Genomic DNA, 19,453 nt, shown 5'->3' on the forward strand with positions numbered 1-19,453 from the left:
GCACAGGAGCACACGAGAGGCGCGCCGCCCGCAGCAGGTCACCGTGCGCGCCCGAGGGCCCGCCAACCGGGCGGCCCGGCGCACACTCCGTGACCGTGCCCCGGCCCGTGCCACCGAATCCCGCCACGCCCACGGATCCGGCCCGGCCCCGCTGTCTGATTCCCGCATTGACGGGGCATCACTTGGGCGGACCGTGTCCCGGCACCCCGCTGCCTGTGTCGGCCGAAGCTCCGGGACCAGGGAGGGAGCACGCCAGTGCCCGCATACGACTTCACCCGCCGTACCCGCCGCCAGTCCGACCCCGACGTCGTGGTGGTGGGCGCCGGGGCGGCAGGCCTCGCCGCCGCCCGCGCGCTGACCGGCCACGGACTGACCGTCCAGGTGCTGGAGACCACCGGCCGGATCGGCGGCCGGATGGCCACCCGCGAGGTGGACGGGTTCCGGCTCGACCACGGCAGCCACCTGCTCAACACCGCCTTCCCCGAGCTGCGGCGCCGGCTGGACCTGGACCGGCTGGACCTGCGCCCGCTGGCCCCCGGCGTCCTGGTGCACAGCGGCGGCCGGCGCTACCGGGCCGGCGACCCGCAGCTGACCACCGCCCGGCAGGCCGCCACCCGCACGCCCTTCGGCAGCCCGCTGGACAAGGCCAGGCTCGGCAGCTGGCTGAGCCGGCTCGCCGCCACCCCGGCCTCGCGGCTGCTGGCCCGCCCGGAGACCACCGCGGCCCGCGCGCTGACCGAGCGGGGGCTGCCCGCCCGTACCGTCGACGGCGTCCTGCGGCCCCTGCTCGGGGCCCTGCTGAGCGACCCCGCGCTCGGGACCAGCAGCCGGGTCGCCGACCTGGTGCTGCGCTCCTACGCGCGCGGGCGGCTCTGCCTGCCGGCCGGCGGGATCGCCGCGGTGCCCGCCCAGTTGGCCGCCGCCCTGCCGGCCGGCACCGTCCGGCTGGGGGTGCGGGTCACCTCGATCGCGGCCGACGGGGTGGAGACGGCGAACCACGGCCGGATCGGCGCCCAGGCGGTGGTGATCGCCACCGACGCGCCCTCCGCCGCCGAGCTGATGCCCGGTCTGCGGCTGCCCGCCTTCCACCCGGTGACCACGTACTACCACGCCGCCGACCGGACGCCGATGAACGAACCGGTGCTGCTGCTGGAGGGCGACCGGACGGGCAGCGGCCCGCCGCTGGTCTCCCACTCGCTGGTGCTGAGCGAGCTGCACCCCTCGTACGCACCGGCGGGCCAGGCCCTGATCGCCACCACCGTGCTGGGGCGGCGCGGCTTCGACAGCGGCGGGGCCGCCGGGCTCGAACCGGCCGTCCGCGCGCGGCTCGCGGAGCTCTACGGGACCTCCACCACCGGGTGGGAGTTCCTGAGCGTGCGCCATGTGCCGGACGCCGTGCCCGCGATGCCGCCGCCGCACAACTTCCGGCGACCGGTACGGGTGCTCGCCGGGCTGTACGTCTGCGGCGACCACCGGGACACCAGCAGCGTGCAGGGGGCCCTGGTGTCGGGCCGCCGGGCGGCCGACGCCGTCCTGCGGGACCTGGGGCTGCCGGTGGCCGGCCGGGAGGCGGAGGTGGCCGCGTAGCGGCCGGGCGGCGGCCCGGGCGGTGCCGGCGCCAGGCCGGCACCGGCACCGCCCGGGGCACGGGCGCGCGTCCTCGACGCCGGGTGCCTCCCGCCGCCCCGACCCCTCGGCGGGGCGGCGGACCCGACGGGCCCTCAGACCACCCCGGCCTGGCGGGCGGCCTCCTCGAAGGCCCGGGCCACCGGGCTGCCGCGGTACGGCGTGAGCCGGCGGTGGAACTCCCGCACGTACTCCAGCGTGCGGGCGGAGCGCATCTCGCCGGCCGCCCGCAGCGCGTCGGTCGCCATCGTGCAGGCCTCGTCGAGGTCGCCCATGCCCAGCCGGGCGGTGGCCAGCACCAGCCGGCAGAAGATCCGGCTCCGGGCGTACGCGGGCGAGCGCAGCCGCAGCGACTTCTCGGCGTGCTGGGCGGCCGGCCGCCACTGCTGGAGGTCGCGGTAGCAGTGCGCGAACTCGTCGGCGAGCTGGGCCTCGTCGAAGAACCGGGCCCACGGGGGCAGGTCGTCGCCCGGACGGGCGGCGGCCAGCGACCGCTCGGAGCGGACCAGCGCCGTGGTGCAGGCCCGGACGTCACCGAGCAGCCCGTGGCCGCGCGCCTCGGCGGCATGCAGCAGCGACTGGACGGCGGCCGGCACCGAGGTGCCCACGCCCTGCTGGGCGACCCGGGCCAGCTGGACCGCCTCCCGGCCGTGGCCGAGGTGCACCGCCTGCTGGCTCATGGTGACCAGCACGTAGCCGCCGAGCGCGCGGTCGCCCGCCGCCTGGGAGAGCCGCAGCGCCTGGACGAAGTAACGCTGCGCCAGGCCGTGGGCGGCGATGTCGAAGGACGTCCAGCCGGCCAGCCGGGTGAGGTCGGCGACCGCGCCGAACAGCGCCCGGCCGATCTGCTCGCCGTACCGGCCGCGCAGCATCGGCTCGGCCTCGCTCTCCAGGTACCGCACCAGGGCCTGCCGGGCGTGCCCGCCGCCGTAGGCCTGGTCCAGGGCGCGGAAGAGGTCGCCGACCGCGCGGACGGCCGCGATGTCGCCGCGTCCGACGCGCAGGGCCGGGCGCGGTTCGCCCGACGGGTCACCCGGGGGCGGCTCGACCGTGACGGGCGGGCGCCGGTTCTGCAGCGGGACCCGGCCGAGGGCGGGCTGGCCGGCCGCGGCCGCGCCGGGCCGGCGCTCGGGTGCCCGCTCGCCGGGGCGGCCGGGGGCCGCCTGCCCGCTCTGGCCGGCCGGCCCGGGCGGGCCCGCCGCGGCGCCCGGCGGCCCGGCCGGCGGGTCGAGCAGGCCTGGCACCGAGCCGTCCCTGGCCACCCGCTCGTCGGTCCGGCCGATCAGCCAGTCCCGGCTGGGGACGACCAGGCCGGCCGGCGTGAAGGCGATCCGGCGCAGCTCCGACTGCGGGCCGCTGTCCTTGCGCCACATGCTGGCGACGATCTCCACCGCCTCCTGCGGCGTCTCGGCGAACTCCAGCCCGGCGTAGACCGGTGCGCAGGCGTCCAGGCCGAGGTCCTGGGCGGTGAGCCGGCGGCCGAGCCGGCGGGTGAAGACCTCGGCGATCAGGGCCGGGGTGGCCCCGCGGGGCTGCTGGCCGCGGAGCCAGCGGGTCACCGAGGTCTTGTCGTAGCGCAGGTCGAGGCCGTGCTCCAGGCCGAGCTGGTCGACCCGGCGGGCGAGGCCGGCGTGCGAGAAGCCGGCCTCGTCGATCAGCACGGCCAGCCGGCCGTTCTGCGGGGCGCCGGCGGCCGGCGGGTCTCCCGGCCCCGCGGCCGGCGCCCGCAGTCCGGCGCCGTCGTGGTGCCCCGCCTCGCCGGGGTGCCGGGCGCCGTCGGGCGGACCTGCGCCGTCGGGCCGCCTCGCGTCCTGCGGCAGCCCGGGGTCGTCGTGCAGGGAGTCGGAGGCGTCCGTGGGGGCCGGCCCGTCCGGCCCACCGCGGGGGTCGAGCGGGTCGAGCGGTCCGTACGCCGGACTGTCTGTTGCGGGCCGTTGGGGCATAGTCAGTCAACACCTCTCGAAGCGTCGCTCAGGCACTGTCCAGTCCCCCGGTACCCGGGCGGCGCCCCCTGTCGGGAATCGGCGTGAATGTAGCGAGCATTCGGGCGCTATGTGCGGTTCTGGCCGGGCAATCCTCCGAACGGGTGAAGCAAGGGCGTCCATTGTGTTGAAGCGGGGGCAGCTGTGGTTTGCGCCCTCCCGGGCCGCCGGCCCGCCGGCCGGGGCGCACGGGTCGCAAGGGGCCCCATGGCGGGTGCCGCCACAGCGAGGGCGGACACTGTGGCGACGGGGACCATAGGAGAGCGGCCCGCGAATTCCTACCGTTCTGGCCCATGGACACCACTTCGGACCGGCCCCCCGCAGGCGGCCTCAGCGGCCGGACCGCCCTGGTCACGGGCGCGGCCTCAGGAATCGGCCTGGCCTGTGCCGAGGCCCTCGCCGAGGCGGGCGCCAAGGTCTACGTCGTCGACCTGGCGGCCGGCCCGGCCGGCGAGCTCGCCGAGCGGATCAACGGCGTGGCGCACGTCGTCGACCTCTCCGACCCGGCCGCGGTGGACTCCCTCCCCGCCGACGCGGACATCGTGGTCAACAACGCCGGCCTGCAGCACGTCGCCCCCGTGCACGAGTTCCCGCCGGACCGCTTCGCCCTGATCCAGCGGGTCATGGTGGAGGCCCCGTTCCGGATCCTGCGCCGCACCCTGCCGCACATGTACGCGCAGGGCTGGGGACGGGTCGTCAACATCTCCTCCGTGCACGGGCTGCGGGCCAGCGCCTTCAAGTCCGCGTACGTCACCGCCAAGCACGGGCTGGAGGGCCTCAGCAAGACGGTGGCGCTGGAGGGCGCCCCGCACGGGGTCACCAGCAACTGCGTCAACCCCGGCTACGTCCGCACCCCGCTGGTGGAGCGGCAGATCGCCGCGCAGTCGCTCGCCCACGGCATCCCCGAGGACGAGGTGGTGGAGCGGATCATGCTGGACCGCACCGCCGTGAAGCGCCTCATCGAGCCGGGCGAGGTGGCCCAGCTCGCCCTCTGGCTCTGCTCCCCGCACGCCTCGTACCTGACCGGCGCCAGCCTGCCCCTGGACGGCGGCTGGACGGCGCACTGACCGGCCCGCGGCCCCGCCGTCCTCCCCCGCCCCTCTCCCCGCCCCGCGCCCCCTCCCGTCCCGTCCCGCCCCCGGGCCCCGCCCGGCCCCGTCCCGCCCTCACCGCAGAGAAGACAGGTGGACCCCATGGCCAGTTCTCCCGACGTAGCGAGAACCAGCTCCCCCCTCTGGAAGGTCGTCGGCGCGAGCCTGATCGGCACCACCATCGAGTGGTACGACTACTTCCTCTACGGCACCGCCGCCGCGCTGGTCTTCGGCAAGGTGTTCTTCCCCAACAGCGACCCGCTGACCGGCACCCTGCTGTCCTTCCTCACCTACGCCATCGGCTTCGCCGCCCGCCCGCTCGGCGCCCTGGTCTTCGGTCACTTCGGCGACCGGATCGGCCGCAAGAAGCTGCTGGTGGTGAGCCTGCTGCTGATGGGCGGTTCGACCACCCTGATCGGCTGCCTGCCGACGTACCACCAGGTCGGCGTGGCGGCCCCGGTCATGCTGACCGCGCTGCGCCTGGTCCAGGGCTTCGCCCTGGGCGGCGAGTGGGGCGGCGCGGTGCTGCTGGTCTCCGAGCACGGCGACGCCCGGCGGCGCGGCTTCTGGGCCTCCTGGCCGCAGGGCGGCGCGCCCGCCGGGAACCTGCTCGCCGCCGGCGTGCTGTCGCTGCTGACGGCCGTCCAGTCGGAGTCCGCCTTCCTGTCCTGGGGCTGGCGGGTGCCGTTCCTGCTCTCGGCGCTGCTGGTGCTGGTCGGCATGTGGATCCGGCTCTCGGTGGACGAGTCGCCGCTGTTCCAGCAGGCGCTGGCGAAGGCCCAGGCCCGCAAGGCCTCGCAGCAGGCCGAGCAGCCGCCGCTGGTGGCCGTGCTGCGCCACCACTGGCGCGAGGTGCTGGTGGCGATGGGTGCCCGGATGGCGGAGAACATCTCGTACTACGTGATGACCACCTTCGTGCTGGCCTACGCCGTCACCCACGTCCACCTGCCCAAGCAGACCGCGCTGAACGCCGTCCTGGTGGCCTCGGCGATCCAGTTCGCCCTGATCCCGCTCTTCGGCGCGCTCTCGGACCGGGTCGGACGCAAGCCGGTGTACCTGGTGGGCGCGGTCGGCGTCGGGGTCTGGGCGTTCGTCTTCTTCACCCTGGTCGACGCGAAGTCCTTCGGCTCGCTGCTGCTGGCGGTGACGATCGGTCTGGTCTTCCACAGCATGATGTACGCCCCGCAGGCGGCGTTCTTCTCCGAGCTGTTCGCGACCCGGATGCGCTACTCCGGCGCCTCCATCGGCGCCCAGTTCGCCTCCGTCGCGGCCGGCGCCCCGGCGCCGCTGATCGCCACCGCGCTGCTGAAGGACTACGGCAGCTCGACGCCGATCTCGGTCTACGTCGCGATCGCGGCCGTGATCACGGTGCTCGCGGTGCTCTGCGCCAAGGAGACCCGCGGCCGCGACCTGGCCGAGGTCGACGCCGAGCAGGAGGCGGCCGCCTCCACCGCCGCCGTCCCGGCCAAGACCCTCACCGTCTGAGACGGCCCCGCCCCGGCGGCCGGCGCCCGGTCCTCCCCGGGCGCCGGCCGCCGGCCGTCCCGGACGCCACCAGGCGTACCATCGCGCTTCCGTCCCCGTGACCGGCCGAGGTCGCCGAGGCCCGACTCTGCCGATTGGCGGCTGCACCATGACCGACCCGACCCCGGGGGCGGCGCCCGCCCTGCGCCGGCTGCTCGACCTGCTCGCCTCCGGCGCGGCCACCGAGGACTTCGCCGGGGTGCTCGCCGACGCCCGGCTGCGGGGCGAGCCCGCCGACGTCCTCGCCGAGATCGACGACGCGACCTGGCTGGCCCTGCGGGTGCACCGGACGCTGCGCCAGCACCGCCGCCGGGAGGCCGAACTGACGGCGCTCTTCGACACCGCCGGCGACCTCGCCGCCTCCCGCGACCTGGACGACGTGCTGCAGGCCATCGTGCGCCGGGCCCGGATGCTGCTCGGCACCGACACCGCCTACCTGACGCTGCCGGACGAGGCGGCCGGCGACACGTACATGCGGGTCACCGACGGCTCGGTCTCGGTGCTCTTCCAGAACCTGCGGCTCAGCCTGGGCGACGGCCTCGGCGGCCTGGTGGCGCAGAGCGCCCGCCCGTACGCCACCCCGGACTACCGGACCGACGGGCGCTTCCACCACACCGGGCAGATCGACGCCGGGGTGCTGGACGAGGGCCTGGTCGCGATCATCGGGGTGCCGCTGCTGCTCGGCGGCCGGGTGATCGGGGTGCTGTTCGCGGCCGACCGCTCGCCGCGCGCCTTCTCCCCCGACGAGGTCGCGCTGCTCTGCTCACTGGCCGCGCACGCCGCGATCGCCCTGGACACCGCCAAGTCGCTGGCCGACACCCGGGCCGCACTGGAGGGCCTGAACAGCGCCAACGCGGTGATCCGGGCCCACTCGGCCGCCGTCCAGCGCGCCGAACAGGCCCACGACCGGCTCACCGACCTGGTGCTGCGCGGCGCCGAGGTCGCGGACGTGGCCGCCGAGGTGGCCGCGCTGCTGGACGGCGGCATAGCGGTGCACGACGCCGACGGCAACGCCCTGGCCGGGCCGGCCGGCGGCGTCGAGGGGCTGGCCGAGGCCGTCGCGGTCTCCCGGGCCGAGGGGCGGGCGGTGCGCCGCGGGGACGCCTGGGTCTGCGTGGTGCTGGCGGGCCAGGAGCCGCTGGGCAGCCTGGTGCTGTCCGGCCGGCCGGGGCTGGACGACGCCGACCGGCGGCTGTTCGAGCGGGCCGGGGTGGTGACGGCGCTGCTCCTGCTGCTGCGCCGCTCGGTCGCCGAGACCGAGAACCGGGTCCGCGGCGAGCTGCTGGCCGACCTGCTCACCGCCCCCGACCGGGATCCGGTCGGCCTGGTCGCCCGCGGCCGGCGGCTCGGCGTGGACCTCGGCCGCCCGCACCTGGTGCTGGTCGCCGAGGCCGCCGGACCGGCGGCCCGGGGCCGGCTGGCGGGCGCGGCGGGGCGCTACCTGTTCGGCTCCCGGGGCGTCAGCGCCGAGCACGGCGAGAACGTGGTGCTGCTGCTGCCCGACGACGGGTCGGCGAGCCCCGGCGAGGCCGCCGAGCAGGCCGCCGAGCGGCTGGCCCGGCTGACCGGGGTCCCGGTGACGGTGGGCGCCGGGCGCTCCGCCGCCGGGCCGCTCGCGCTGGCCGCCGCCCACGCCGAGGGGGTGCGCTGCGTCCGGGCGCTGCGGGTGCTCGGCCGCGACGGCGACGGGGCCTCCGCGCAGGCGCTGGGCTTCCTCGGGGTGCTGCTCGGGGACGGCCACGACGTGGACGGGTTCGTCGGCGCGACCCTCGGCCCGCTGCTGGACTACGACTCCCGGCGCGGCACCGAGCTGGTCCGGACCCTGCGGGCCTACTTCGACAGCGGCAGCAGCCTGACCCGGGCCAAGGACGAGCTGCACGTCCACGTGAACACCGTCGTCCAGCGGCTGGACCGGATCGAGGCCCTGCTCGGCCGGGACTGGAACCACCCCGAGCGCTCGCTGGAGCTCCAGCTGGCCCTGCGGCTGCAACTGCTGGCCGACGGCTGACCCCGCCGGCGGCCACCGCCCGGCGCCCGCCGAGACCCGCCGCAGGCCACCCCCGGGGCTGCCGGCCGGACGGCCGGGACGGCCTTCACCCGGTCGGGCGTACAGTGGCGAGGTTGGTCTCGAACGCCTGGCAAGGAGCAGCGGTGAGCGAGAACGTACGGTTCGTACGCATGGGCATCGGCGATCGGTCGGTGCCGTACCAGGAGGCCTGGGAGGAGCAGCAGCGACTGCACGCCCTCCGGGTCGCCGACGAGATCCCCGACACCGTGCTGCTCCTGGAGCACCCGCCGGTCTACACGGCCGGCCGCCGCACCAACCCCGAGGACCGGCCGCTGGACGGCACCCCGGTGGTCGAGGTCAACCGCGGCGGCGAGATCACCTGGCACGGCCCCGGCCAGCTGATCGGCTACCCGATCGTGAAGCTGCCCGAGCCGATGGACGTCGTCGCGTACGTCCGCCGGCTGGAGGAGGCGCTGATCCGCGCCTGCGGCGAGTTCGGCGTGGAGACCACCCGGGTCGAGGGCCGCAGCGGGGTGTGGGTGCTCGGCGAGAGCCTCCCGGACGCGGTGGTGGACCCCGCCCAGGTGGTCGACATCGGCAGCCTGACCCTGCGGATGGGCCTGCCGCTGGGCATCGACCCCCGGTTGGCCGGGCCCGAGTACGCGGCGTCCAACGCGGGCCAGCGCGGCGACGACCGCAAGCTGGCGGCGATCGGCGTGCGGGTCGCGCGGGGCGTCACCATGCACGGCTTCGCGCTGAACTGCGATCCCGACATGACCTGGTTCGACCGGATCGTCCCCTGCGGCATCCGGGACGCCGGCGTCGGCTCGGTCAGCACCGAACTCGGCCGGGCCTTCCCGGTCGGCGAGGCGCTGCCGGTGGTCGAGAAGCACCTCGCCGAGGTGTTCGCCGAACTCGCCGAACCCGCCCTGGCCCGGTAGGGAATCCCGGCCGGGCGGCGGATGTTGCCCGGACGGGACAGCCCGCGAGCCCGGGAATCCTGCGATTCCCGGGGCCGGGCCCGTGGAGAGCCGTACAAGCACAGGCGTACCCTGGGGGTACCCCGTCTAGTTCTTAGGAGTCGCACGTGTCCGCTGTCGCACCCGACGGCAGGAAGCTGCTGCGCCTGGAGGTCCGCAACAGCGAGACCCCCATCGAGCGGAAGCCTGAGTGGATCAAGACCCGGGCGAAGATGGGCCCGGAGTACACCGCGCTCCAGTCGCTCGTGAAGAAGGAGGGACTGCACACGGTCTGCCAGGAGGCCGGCTGTCCCAACATCTTCGAGTGCTGGGAGGACCGCGAGGCGACCTTCCTCATCGGCGGTGACCAGTGCACCCGTCGCTGCGACTTCTGCCAGATCGACACCGGCAAGCCCGCCGACTTCGACCGCGACGAGCCGCGCCGGGTCGCCGAGTCGATCGTCACGATGGACCTGAACTACGCCACCATCACCGGTGTGGCCCGCGACGACCTGCCCGACGGCGGCGCCTGGCTGTACGCCGAGACGGTGCGCCAGGTGCACGCGCAGACGGCCGGCCGCGAGGGCGGGCGGACGGGCGTCGAGCTGCTGATCCCCGACTTCAACGCGGTGCCCGAGCAGCTGGCCGAGGTCTTCTCCTCGCGGCCCGAGGTGCTGGCGCACAACGTCGAGACGGTGCCCCGGATCTTCAAGCGGATCCGGCCCGCGTTCCGCTACGAGCGCTCGCTGGACGTCATCACCCAGGCGCGGGCCGCCGGTCTGGTGACCAAGTCCAACCTGATCCTCGGCATGGGCGAGACCCGCGAGGAGGTCAGCCAGGCGCTGGCCGACCTGGTGGGCGCCGGCTGCGAGCTGATCACCATCACCCAGTACCTGCGCCCGTCGGTGCGGCACCACCCCGTCGAGCGCTGGGTGAAGCCGCACGAGTTCGTGGAGCTGCAGCAGGAGGCCGAGGAGCTCGGCTTCGCGGGCGTCATGTCCGGGCCGCTGGTGCGTTCCTCGTACCGGGCCGGCCGGCTGTACCGGCAGGCGCTGGAGCACCGCGCGAAGGCGTCGGTCTGAGCCTGCCCGGGGCTCCCGGGCGGGGAGCCGGGTGAACGGGTCCGCGCGGGGCCGGGCGTGAGGTTCGCCTCACCGGCCGGCCGCCGGGGCGGACGGCGATCCGTGCCGACGGGAGGGGCGGGGCTTCGGCCCCGCCCCTCCCGTCGTCGTTCCGGCCTGCCGGTTGTCGTTCCGGGGCCCGCTCGGCCGCCCGGCTCCGTTCGGGTGCGTTCGGTTCCGCCAAAGGGGCGTCCGGCTTTCATCAGGCTTTGACGGCCTGGTCACCGACTGGTAACACCAAGTGGTGACCATGTGATGGTCAGGACCTTCTCGAAACCGAGGGGAGCTGTTCGGAATGCAGGTAAGGATCCGATCGGTCGGCGGCACGGCACTGCGGCTGGCCGAGAGCGTGCTGCTGGCGAGCGGCCAGCGGCAGGCACGGCAGAACGCCTGGGCGGCGGTCTGCGAGAACCGCCGACACGCCGAGGACCGGGCCCCGGGACCGGGTGCGACCGGCCCCGTGACGGAGGCCGTCCGGCGCTGAGACCGGACCGCCGGGCCCCCGGCGCGGGCCGGGCGGATCACGGTTCGGTGCGAACCGGCACCGTGCTTGGATATCCCGCGCTCCCGGCACGTACCATGAGCGTTATGGCGAGGGAAACATCCGAGAACCCCGGGCGACTCAAGCAGATCCGTCTGGCGTACCAAATGACCAAGAAGGTCGACACCAAGATCGGCCTGATCATCGCCGGCGTCGGCCTGCTGACCTTCGGCGTGTTTCTCGCCATCGGCTTTGCGATCGATCACCCGATCTACCTGGGCATCCTGGGCTTCATCGTGGCCTTCCTGGCCATGGCGATCGTCTTCGGGCGCCGGGCCGAGCGTGCGGCCTTCGGGCAGATGGAGGGACAGCCGGGCGCCGTGGCGGCCGTGCTGAACAACATCAAGCGCGGCTGGAGCGCCAACCCGACCCCGGTCGCGGTCACCCGCAACCAGGACGCGGTCTACCGGGCGGTCGGCCGGCCGGGCATCGCGCTGATCGGCGAGGGCAACCCGAACCGGGTCCGCCAGCTGCTGGCCGCCGAGAAGAAGAAGATGGCCCGCGTCGTCGGCGACATCCCGGTCCACGACATCGTGGTGGGCACCGGGGAGGGTGAGATCCCGCTGAAGAAGCTGCAGATCCACCTGATGCGCCTGCCCCGCGCGATCACCCCCGGCCAGGTCACCGAGACCAACGACCGGCTGCGCGCCCTGGGAGACCTGCTCTCCAAGGCGCCGATCCCCAAGGGCCCGATGCCCAAGGGTGCCCGGATGCCCAAGGGCGGCCAGGCGCGCTGACCGCTCCTCCCTCGTACACGACACGGCCCCGTCGCGAAGACTTCGCGACGGGGCCGTTTGACGTCCGCCCCGAGGGGCGGTACTTGTCCGGTGTCCGTTCCGGAGCGGTGCTTGTCGTCCCAGCTCCGGAACGGCGCCGATGGACGCCCGTCCTGGGGTGCAGTCCGACCGGTCCTGACCGGCCCGGGCCCGGCGGGGTGCTCCGGAGCCGGACCGTTCCCGACCGTTGCTGCCCGCCGTTGTCCGCCGCTGCCGGGGCCGGCAGGCGGCCCGGGAGGGCCGGTGCGGCCCCGGCGCGGGCCGCACCACCGGAGGGGCGGTACGGCGGGAGTCAGGGCGAGCGGCGGGGCGGGCGGGTCAGATCCGGACCTCGACCGTACCGACGGCCTTGTCGTGCAGGCCGCGGGTGTCGCGGTCCCAGACCAGCGCCGGCACCGCCAGGCAGAGCAGCAGGGTGCGCAGCATCACCTGCGGGATGCTCGCGCGGCGCCCGTCCAGGCGGACCACCCGCAGGCCGAACAGCCGCTTGCCCATGGTGGTGCCGGTGGTGGCGAGCAGCAGCACGGTCACCAGGAAGAAGATCGGGGTGGTCCAGAGGTTGGCCTGTCCCTGGTCGCCGCGCGAGACCAGGCCGTAGGCGATCAGCGCCACCAGCCAGCCGTCGACGAAGAGCGCGCCGATCCGGCGGCCGGGGCCGGCGAGCGAGCCGGGACCCTCCTTGGGCAGGCCGAGGCGCTCGCCGCGGTGCCCGAAGTCGGCACCCATCTTCTCGGCGGCCGCCTTCGGGCCGTCGATCCACGATCCCAACGCTTCTCTGGTGTCCACGAATCCACACTAACCGGGCCCCCGCGGCGCGCCGCCACCGCCTCCCCCGGCGGGTCGGCGGGGCCTCTCCCGACCCCTTCAAGTGGTCCAGACCACTTGATTCGCACCCCACTCCCCCACGGGGCGTTTTGCCCGGAACCGTACGAGTTTGCCGCCCACCCCGACCGGGGCGGTTAACATTTAGGAAACATCGAAGTCACCAACTGGAAACGGGCCGTTCCTAGGGTGAGGCGCATTCCGTACGGAGGAGGCACGCGAACATCGCCCCGGTGAGTGGCACCGCCCACGGCCCGGCGCGCCATCGACGCGGCGCAGCGATCCCCGGTCCTGCGCCCTTACGATCCAAGGACGAAACTCCCCACCAGCTCAAGCCGGTGGTCCCCTTTCGGAAAGGCCAGATGGATGTTCAACAACGCCGCCGAGGTCAAGCAGTACATCGCGGACAACGATGTGAAGTTCATCGACGTCCGGTTCTGCGACCTGCCAGGCGTCATGCAGCACTTCGCGGTGCCTGCGGCGACGTTCGACCCGGCCGAGACCCTGATGTTCGACGGCTCGTCGATCCGCGGGTTCCAGGCCATTCACGAGTCGGACATGGCTCTCGTCCCCGACCTTGCCACGGCCCGCCTGGACCCGTTCCGCAAGGAGAAGCACCTCAACATCAACTTCTTCATCCAGGACCCGATCACGGGTGAGGCGTACAGCCGGGACCCGCGCAACGTCGCCAAGAAGGCCGAGGCCTACCTGGCCTCCTCCGGCATCGCCGACACCGCCTTCTTCGGGCCCGAGGCCGAGTTCTACGTCTTCGACTCGGTGCGCTTCGAGACCAGCGCGAACGCCTCGTACTACCACATCGACTCCGAGGCCGGCGCCTGGAACAGCGGCTCCGCCGAGGGCGACGCGCGCGGCTACAAGGTCAAGTACAAGGGCGGGTACTTCCCCATCCCCCCGGTCGACCACTTCGCCGACCTGCGCGCCGAGATGTCCCTGGAGCTCGCGGCGGCCGGCCTGGAGGTCGAGCGCCAGCACCACGAGGTGGGCACCGCCGGGCAGGCGGAGATCAACTACAAGTTCAACACCCTGCTGCACGCCGCCGACGACCTGATGCTGTTCAAGTACATCATCAAGAACGTCGCCTGGCGCAACGGCAAGACCGCCACCTTCATGCCGAAGCCGATCTTCGGCGACAACGGCTCGGGCATGCACGTCCACCAGTCGCTGTGGACCGAGGGCTCCCCGCTGTTCTACGACGAGCAGGGTTACGCCGGGCTCTCCGACACCGCGCGCTACTACATCGGCGGCCTGCTCAAGCACGCGCCGTCGCTGCTCGCCTTCACCAACCCGTCGGTGAACTCCTTCCACCGCCTGGTCCCCGGCTTCGAGGCCCCGGTCAACCTGGTGTACTCGCAGCGCAACCGCTCGGCCGCGATCCGCATCCCGATCACCGGCTCGAACGCCAAGGCCAAGCGCATCGAGTTCCGCGCGCCCGACCCGTCCTCCAACCCGTACCTCGCCTTCGCGGCGATGCTGATGGCGGGCCTCGACGGCATCAAGAACAAGATCGAGCCGCTGGAGCCGGTCGACAAGGACCTGTACGAGCTCGCCCCCGACGAGCACGCGTCCGTCCCCCAGGTCCCGGCCTCGCTGCCGGCCGTGCTGGAGGCCCTGGAGGCCGACCACGAGTACCTGCTCGCCGGCGGGGTCTTCACGCCGGACCTGATCGAGACCTGGATCGACTACAAGCGCACCAACGAGATCGCCCCGATCGCGCTGCGGCCGCACCCGCACGAGTTCGAGCTGTACTACGACCTGTAGGACAACCTCCGACCTGCGGAAGCGCAGTTCGACCTCTTGTCGTTTCCGCAGGTCAGCGCCTCGCTGACCTGCGGAAACGTGGTCCGACCGACTCTCGTCGAACGTCATGGGGCTCGCGACGTGAAGTGAGAGTGCACTGAGTTCGATTTGGGTGCGAGTTCTGTGTCGTGCCTGCTGCGGCATCCGCCGACAAGCGTCACCGGGCAGGGGAAGGCGACCTATCCGGCGCGCTGCGGAAGTCAGCTACCGCACCAGCGACACCATGATGCCCCTCGACCGCCTCCCCGGGCGCCTGACGATTCTCGGCTCCGACCTCGTCACCGCCGAGATGGCCCACATCTTCTCCCGCCCGCAGTGTCCATTTCACCATCGCTTCGGCAGGCCGCCACCGTTGCCGGGGGATGTGGGCACTCGGCAACGTCCCCTAGCTCTTCCAGCTCAAGCCCATCGCCAACCGCGAGGCCCCCGCACCGTCCGGCCCAAGGTCCTCAACCCCAACGCGCCGCGGAGCAGCAACCACCGCCATGTTCCACAAACGACCTCGTCGCCACCGCTCGGTACTTCTCACCCCCCTCTGCCGGTGCGGTGACTACTCGGTCGGTCAGGTCACCGCGGGCTTCGACCTGGCCGGCACCGCCTAGCGGAGCTGGGTGGAGCAGCTCCAGGTCCATGGCAGCAAGCACGACGGCCGAGCTGCCAAGGAACTTGCGGGGCGGCGGCGGAAGAGCCCTGATTCAACCCTCACCGGTTCCACAGCGGTGCCGCCTACCGCAGCCCCGCCGAAGACGAAGCCCTTCAAGCAGCCTCATTGCGCACCGCACCTGTCCGTCAAAGCGGGCACCCTCGGGGTCTTCCAGGCGTCCGACAGGCTCAGTGGACGGTGAACTCCTTGAATGAGTGGGTGCGGTGCCACGCGAAGTACTTCTCACGGTCCGGGTTCCACCATGAGACGGTGCGATTCGCGAGGATCTGGTCGACATGCCGCAAAACCGCAGCTGAGGACTCGGCCGCTGGGCTGACCAGGAGTTCGCCTTCCGCTCCGACACCAATGAATCCCTGCTCGAAGAGCCCGTCACACCCGAGCAGGCAGGCCAGCATGGCCACATTGCGGAAGTCCCGCTTCTCCTCGTCCGTACAGATCGAACGCTTCTTGATGTGGGCTGCCACGAGGAAGGCCCGAGGAAGTGTCCGGCCACAGAGTGCACATTCGCCCTCCGTACCCGGGAGGAGTTGCTGCTTGAGCAGCGACTGCTCAGCCCGGTATGCCCGCTGGGCGGTTCGCTCGAGCGGCCCGTCATACTCCTTGAGCGCACCCTCGGCGTCTTCCCGCTCCTTCGCTGACAGCTCGCCGGTCGCGCGGTCAAGGTTGAGGAGATCGTGCAGGAGCTCACTGGCGCTGTCACTCAGGGCCTGGAAGTTCCGGACGTGCCGGTTCTCGTTCTCCCACCCGAGAACCCGGCGGATCTCGGCCATGGGGACGTCGAACGTCCTGCCGTCGGAGAACGCGTACATGCACTCCCAGGTGCTGCCTGCCTCGTCCGTGCCCCAGAGCCGAGTTGCGAGCAGACGGTCTCGCCAAACCACCCGCACCCTGCCACCGAAGTACAGGTGGTTGTCACCGGTGAAGAACACCCAGTCGCCCGGCTTCAGCTGCCGGTAGAAATGAACGTTCCGCTCACCCTTGCCAGGAACAACGCCCCACATCTGGGCTGCGCCCCGCGGGAACTCGTCGCTCAAGCGCTTCCTCACCTGCTCGTCCAGCAGGTCGGCGTGCTCGTCGATTTCGACTGGGCTGAGGACGGTGTCCCGGTAATGGTCCATGATCAGCTTCTTCGAGAGCTTCGCGGGCTGAAGGAAGACTCGCATCAGTGGTTCGTGCCCCCCGGAAATTGACGTCGAGCGCCATGTATACCAGCAGCCCCGGACAAGCTCGCGGGGCATCGATGTCGTCCCCCGCAACGACGGCACAGCGTCAACCGCATCCGTGATGTCGGACCAGGTGTAGGCCGTTCGACCGTGAACAGCCCCGCTCGGGTGAGGCATCAATCGATCAAGTTAAGTAGCACCGCGTAGCGCCGCGAGGTGGCCTTGCGACTCGACCTCACGGTCTCCGCTCGGCCATTCTCGCTACCTCTCATCGTCACAACGGCCGCATGTGCACTATTCGAGCTGTACTACGACCTCAGATCCGCCCGCGCCCAGCGGACGGTTCGCCGACCGGCCCCGTCGCCTCCTCGCGGAGTGCGGCGGGGCCGTCGCGCTGCCCCGGCCCGGCGGCGGGGACGAGAGGTCCACCAGGGGGCGCGCGGGATCCGGCGGGCGGGCGCCGGAGGGGTCAGCGCAGCGTGACCGGGAGGGTCTCGAAGCCGCGCAGGACGAGGCGGTCGCGCCGGGTCGGGGCGCCGGCCGGGGCCAGCCGGGGGAAGCGGTGGAGCAGTGCGGGCATCGCGACGGCCGACTCCAGCTTCGCCAGCTGCGCGCCGAGGCAGAAGTGCGCGCCGCCGCCGAAGCTGAGCGGCTGACTGTCGGTGCGGGCGGGGTCGAAGACCTCGGGGCGCTCGTAGCGGTCGGGGTCCCGGTTGGCGGCCCCGATCAGCACGAAAACCGCGCTGCCGGGCGGGGTCTCCACTCCCTCGACGGCGAGGCCGGGGGCGAGGGCGATCCGGGAGGTGAGCTGCACCGGGGAGTCGAGGCGCAGGACCTCGTCGGTGAGGCCGACCGGGGTCACCGTGCCGTCCCGCAGGCCCGCGGCCGCCTCCGGGTGCTCGAAGAGCAGCGCGAGGCCGTTGCCCAGCAGGTTGGTGGTGGTCTCGAAGCCCGCGACCAGCAGCAGCACCAGGTTGGCCAGCAGTTCCTGGCCCGAGAGCCGGCCCGCGTCGGCGGCCGCCACCTCGACCAGCGCGCTGACCAGGTCGTCCTTGGGGCGGGCCCGGCGTTCCGCGGCGAGTTCGGTGAAGTACCCGGCCAGTTCGTCGGCCGCCTCGTCGGCGGCCGTCAGCTCGGAGGGGTCGGCGATGAACTCCAGGGCGGTGGTCAGGTCGGCGGCGAGTCCGCGGAACCGGTACCGGTCGGCCTCCGGGACGCCGAGCAGTTCGCAGATCACGCCGACCGGCAGCCGGAAGGCGAAGCTGTCCATGAAGTCGACGGGGCTGCCGTCCGAGCCCTGCCCGGCCATCTCGTCCAGCAGGGCGTCGACGGCGGCGACCACGGCGGGCTCCAGCGCCGCCACCCGGCGGGCGGTGAAGACCGAGGCGATCAGCGACCGGACCCGGGCGTGGTGCGGGGCGTTGGTCTCCAGGACGGAGCGGCTGAGCAGCACCGCGGAGGAGTGCTCCAGGAACTCCGGGTCGAAGTCGGCCCGCATCCCGTGGTCGGCGACGCCGAAGGCGGGGTTGCGCAGCACCTGGTTGGCCGCCCGGTGGCCGACCGCCATGGCCATCCCGGGGCCGCAGGGCACCACCGGTCCGAGGGCGTGCGCCCGCCGGTACAGCGGGTACGGGTCGGCCCGGCCCTCCGGGCCCATCAGCTGTCCGATGATCGCTTCGCCATCCATCTGCTTCCCCCTCCAGCGGCGTCGGTCCATCCGGTAGAACCGTGGCCGCCCGGCACGGAGTTCCCGCGCGGCCGCGGTGCTGCGCGGGCGGCGCCCGGGTGATGGGTACCCTGACGGCATGGAGATCTGGATCAACCCACGCTGCGGCAAATGCCGGTCCGCGCTCACCGAGCTGGAGGCCGTCGGGGCCGAGTACACCGTGCGGCGCTATCTGGAGGACCCGCCCTCGGCCGCCGAACTGGAGCAGGTGCTGGAGCGGCTCTCGCTCGAACCGTGGGACATCACCCGCCTGGACGAGCAGGCCGCCAAGGACGCCGGGATGAAGCAGTGGACGCGCGAGCCCGGTGACCGGGCCCGCTGGATCGCGGCCCTGGCCGAGCACCCGATCCTGATCCAGCGCCCGATCATCACGGCGGACGACGGCCACGCGATCGTCGCCCGGACGCCGGAGGCCGTGAAGTCAGTCCTGCCCGCCAAGGGCTGAGCCGCGGGCCACCTCGGGCCCGGCTCCCGCCGTCCCGTGCGGCGGCCGGCCGCCGGGTCAGTCCCGCCGGACGGTCGTCACCGGCTCGCCGGGCCGCCAGGAGCGGATCACCAGGACACCCTCCTCGACCGTGGTGAGCACCGCCTGGTCGAGCTCCAGCCGGAAGGCGTGGAACGGGCCGGGCGGCGCCGTGGGCAGCTCCGACTCGTACGCCGTCAGCTCGACCTCGTCGGTGATCTCCAGCGCGCGGCCGGCCAGCTTGGCGTCGCCGTCCGCCATCGTGGCGTCCGCCGGGTTGCTGTGCAGCGCGAAGCGCCGGTCCCGCCGGAGGTCGCGGGCCTTCACCGCGCCGTACATCGAACCGAGCGTCAGGTCCGCGCCGATGAAGCGCACCTCCGTACCGCTCACCCTGGGCGCGCCGTCCGGCCGGAGCGTCGCCAGCACGTGATGCCGGGCGGCCTCGAAGCGGGCCCGCACGGCGGGGGCCAGGTCCGGTGCCTGCTGCTCGAAATCCTGCCAGGTGGCCATGCCGCCAGTGTCGCACCGGACTCCGTCGACCGGCCGTGACGACGGGCCCGCCCGGCGCGGCCGGTGCCACACTGGCCGGATGAGCGACACGACGTACATCGCGTTCCTGCGCGCCGTCAACGTGGGCGGGCGCACCGTGAAGATGGAGCGGCTGCGCGAGCTGTTCACCGAGCTGGGGCTGGGCGAGGTCCGTAGCTACATCCAGAGCGGGAACGTCTTCTTCCGCACCGGGGAGAGCGACCGGGCGGCGCTGACCCGGCGGATCGAGCAGCACCTGGAGGCCTCCCTCGGCTACCCCGTGCCAACCATGCTGCGCACCGTGGAGGAGGTCGCGGACCTGCTCGACGCCGAGCCGTTCGCCGGTCACGAGGCCGGGCCGGACACCCGGCTGGTGGTGGTGTTCCTCTCCGAGCCGCTGCCCGAGGGCTACGAGCTGCCGCAGCGGTCCGCCAAGGGCGACTACGAGATCGTCGGCGCCGACCCGGGCGCGGCGTACGTGGTGATGCACCTCCAGGGCGGCCGGATGAACACCAACCCGGGGGCGGTCTTCGGCAAGTCGTACGCCGGTCAGGGCACCGGCCGGTTCCTGCACACCCTGCACAAGATCCTGGCCGCGGCCCGCAAGGCCTGACGGCGGGGGCGGGCCGGGACGGCGGGGC

At 73.3% G+C, this 19,453-nt stretch carries 16 protein-coding genes; 11 read left to right on the forward strand and 5 right to left on the reverse strand.

What is annotated here, in order from left to right:
• The first annotated feature begins 255 nt into the window (after positions 1-255).
• Positions 256-1,587, forward strand: coding sequence for an FAD-dependent oxidoreductase (locus IE329_RS34110; protein ID WP_190214907.1), 1,332 nt, complete (start codon positions 256-258; stop codon positions 1,585-1,587).
• Positions 1,588-1,721: 134 nt separating this feature from the next.
• Here IE329_RS34110 and IE329_RS34115 read toward each other — a convergent pair whose 3' ends face one another.
• The gene (locus tag IE329_RS34115; RefSeq protein WP_229927989.1) at positions 1,722-3,569 is read right to left on the reverse strand and encodes a regulator; all 1,848 of its coding nucleotides are present in this window, start codon (positions 3,567-3,569) and stop codon (positions 1,722-1,724) included.
• Positions 3,570-3,901: 332 nt separating this feature from the next.
• Between IE329_RS34115 and IE329_RS34120 the strand changes: the two genes are divergently transcribed.
• The 7 genes from IE329_RS34120 (at position 3,902) to IE329_RS34150 (ending at position 11,589) form a co-directional block, all read left to right on the forward strand.
• Positions 3,902-4,675, forward strand: a complete 774-nt coding sequence (locus IE329_RS34120; RefSeq protein ID WP_190214908.1) for a 3-hydroxybutyrate dehydrogenase — start codon at positions 3,902-3,904, stop codon at positions 4,673-4,675.
• A 126-nt stretch (positions 4,676-4,801) separates the two neighbouring features.
• A complete protein-coding gene (locus tag IE329_RS34125; protein ID WP_190214909.1) occupies positions 4,802-6,184 on the forward strand; it encodes an MFS transporter in 1,383 nt (460 codons plus the stop codon).
• 148 nt (positions 6,185-6,332) lie between these two features.
• Positions 6,333-8,231 (forward strand): helix-turn-helix domain-containing protein, encoded by a 1,899-nt coding sequence (locus tag IE329_RS34130; RefSeq protein ID WP_190214910.1) that lies wholly within the window; start codon positions 6,333-6,335, stop codon positions 8,229-8,231.
• Between the two features lie 170 nt (positions 8,232-8,401).
• Positions 8,402-9,172: a lipoyl(octanoyl) transferase LipB gene (lipB, locus tag IE329_RS34135; protein ID WP_073923243.1), complete on the forward strand. Its 771-nt coding sequence runs from the start codon at positions 8,402-8,404 to the stop codon at positions 9,170-9,172.
• A gap of 146 nt (positions 9,173-9,318) precedes the next feature.
• A complete protein-coding gene (locus tag IE329_RS34140) occupies positions 9,319-10,272 on the forward strand; it encodes a lipoyl synthase (protein WP_073923242.1) in 954 nt (317 codons plus the stop codon).
• Positions 10,273-10,606: 334 nt separating this feature from the next.
• Positions 10,607-10,795: a hypothetical protein gene (locus IE329_RS34145; RefSeq protein WP_190214911.1), complete on the forward strand. Its 189-nt coding sequence runs from the start codon at positions 10,607-10,609 to the stop codon at positions 10,793-10,795.
• 104 nt (positions 10,796-10,899) lie between these two features.
• On the forward strand, positions 10,900-11,589 hold the full coding sequence (locus IE329_RS34150) for a DUF4191 domain-containing protein (RefSeq protein WP_190214912.1): 690 nt from the start codon (positions 10,900-10,902) through the stop codon (positions 11,587-11,589).
• Positions 11,590-11,946: 357 nt separating this feature from the next.
• On the opposite strand, the gene IE329_RS34155 is transcribed toward IE329_RS34150, so the two are convergent.
• On the reverse strand, positions 11,947-12,414 hold the full coding sequence (locus tag IE329_RS34155; RefSeq protein ID WP_190214913.1) for an RDD family protein: 468 nt from the start codon (positions 12,412-12,414) through the stop codon (positions 11,947-11,949).
• 402 nt (positions 12,415-12,816) lie between these two features.
• Between IE329_RS34155 and glnA the strand changes: the two genes are divergently transcribed.
• On the forward strand, positions 12,817-14,229 hold the full coding sequence (gene glnA / locus IE329_RS34160) for a type I glutamate--ammonia ligase (RefSeq protein WP_190214914.1): 1,413 nt from the start codon (positions 12,817-12,819) through the stop codon (positions 14,227-14,229).
• 870 nt (positions 14,230-15,099) lie between these two features.
• On the opposite strand, the gene IE329_RS34165 is transcribed toward glnA, so the two are convergent.
• The gene (locus tag IE329_RS34165) at positions 15,100-16,095 is read right to left on the reverse strand and encodes a hypothetical protein (RefSeq protein WP_190214915.1); all 996 of its coding nucleotides are present in this window, start codon (positions 16,093-16,095) and stop codon (positions 15,100-15,102) included.
• 469 nt (positions 16,096-16,564) lie between these two features.
• Positions 16,565-17,782: a cytochrome P450 gene (locus IE329_RS41725; RefSeq protein WP_190214916.1), complete on the reverse strand. Its 1,218-nt coding sequence runs from the start codon at positions 17,780-17,782 to the stop codon at positions 16,565-16,567.
• A 118-nt stretch (positions 17,783-17,900) separates the two neighbouring features.
• Here IE329_RS41725 and IE329_RS34175 point away from each other — a divergent pair, with 118 nt between their 5' ends.
• Complete coding sequence (locus IE329_RS34175; protein WP_190214917.1) at positions 17,901-18,266, forward strand: ArsC/Spx/MgsR family protein; 366 nt, start codon at positions 17,901-17,903, stop codon at positions 18,264-18,266.
• A 57-nt stretch (positions 18,267-18,323) separates the two neighbouring features.
• On the opposite strand, the gene IE329_RS34180 is transcribed toward IE329_RS34175, so the two are convergent.
• Entirely contained in the window at positions 18,324-18,794 is a 471-nt protein-coding gene (locus IE329_RS34180; RefSeq protein WP_190214918.1) for a pyridoxamine 5'-phosphate oxidase family protein, read from the reverse strand.
• Between the two features lie 79 nt (positions 18,795-18,873).
• Between IE329_RS34180 and IE329_RS34185 the strand changes: the two genes are divergently transcribed.
• Entirely contained in the window at positions 18,874-19,425 is a 552-nt protein-coding gene (locus IE329_RS34185) for a DUF1697 domain-containing protein (RefSeq protein ID WP_190214919.1), read from the forward strand.
• Positions 19,426-19,453: the final 28 nt, after the last annotated feature.

The organism is Kitasatospora indigofera, from assembly GCF_014655955.1.
Taxonomy (GTDB): domain Bacteria; phylum Actinomycetota; class Actinomycetes; order Streptomycetales; family Streptomycetaceae; genus Kitasatospora; species Kitasatospora indigofera.

Coding starts and splice junctions, on each gene's coding strand:
- IE329_RS34115 (WP_229927989.1), bottom strand. CDS start 3,569: ATGCCCCAACGGCCCGCAACAGACAGTCCGGCGTACGGACCGCTCGAC.
- IE329_RS34120 (WP_190214908.1), top strand. CDS start 3,902: ATGGACACCACTTCGGACCGGCCCCCCGCAGGCGGCCTCAGCGGCCGG.
- IE329_RS34125 (WP_190214909.1), top strand. CDS start 4,802: ATGGCCAGTTCTCCCGACGTAGCGAGAACCAGCTCCCCCCTCTGGAAG.
- IE329_RS34130 (WP_190214910.1), top strand. CDS start 6,333: ATGACCGACCCGACCCCGGGGGCGGCGCCCGCCCTGCGCCGGCTGCTC.
- lipB (WP_073923243.1), top strand. CDS start 8,402: ATGGGCATCGGCGATCGGTCGGTGCCGTACCAGGAGGCCTGGGAGGAG.
- IE329_RS34145 (WP_190214911.1), top strand. CDS start 10,607: ATGCAGGTAAGGATCCGATCGGTCGGCGGCACGGCACTGCGGCTGGCC.
- IE329_RS34150 (WP_190214912.1), top strand. CDS start 10,900: ATGGCGAGGGAAACATCCGAGAACCCCGGGCGACTCAAGCAGATCCGT.
- glnA (WP_190214914.1), top strand. CDS start 12,817: ATGTTCAACAACGCCGCCGAGGTCAAGCAGTACATCGCGGACAACGAT.
- IE329_RS34165 (WP_190214915.1), bottom strand. CDS start 16,095: ATGCGAGTCTTCCTTCAGCCCGCGAAGCTCTCGAAGAAGCTGATCATG.
- IE329_RS41725 (WP_190214916.1), bottom strand. CDS start 17,782: ATGGATGGCGAAGCGATCATCGGACAGCTGATGGGCCCGGAGGGCCGG.
- IE329_RS34175 (WP_190214917.1), top strand. CDS start 17,901: ATGGAGATCTGGATCAACCCACGCTGCGGCAAATGCCGGTCCGCGCTC.
- IE329_RS34180 (WP_190214918.1), bottom strand. CDS start 18,794: ATGGCCACCTGGCAGGATTTCGAGCAGCAGGCACCGGACCTGGCCCCC.
- IE329_RS34185 (WP_190214919.1), top strand. CDS start 18,874: ATGAGCGACACGACGTACATCGCGTTCCTGCGCGCCGTCAACGTGGGC.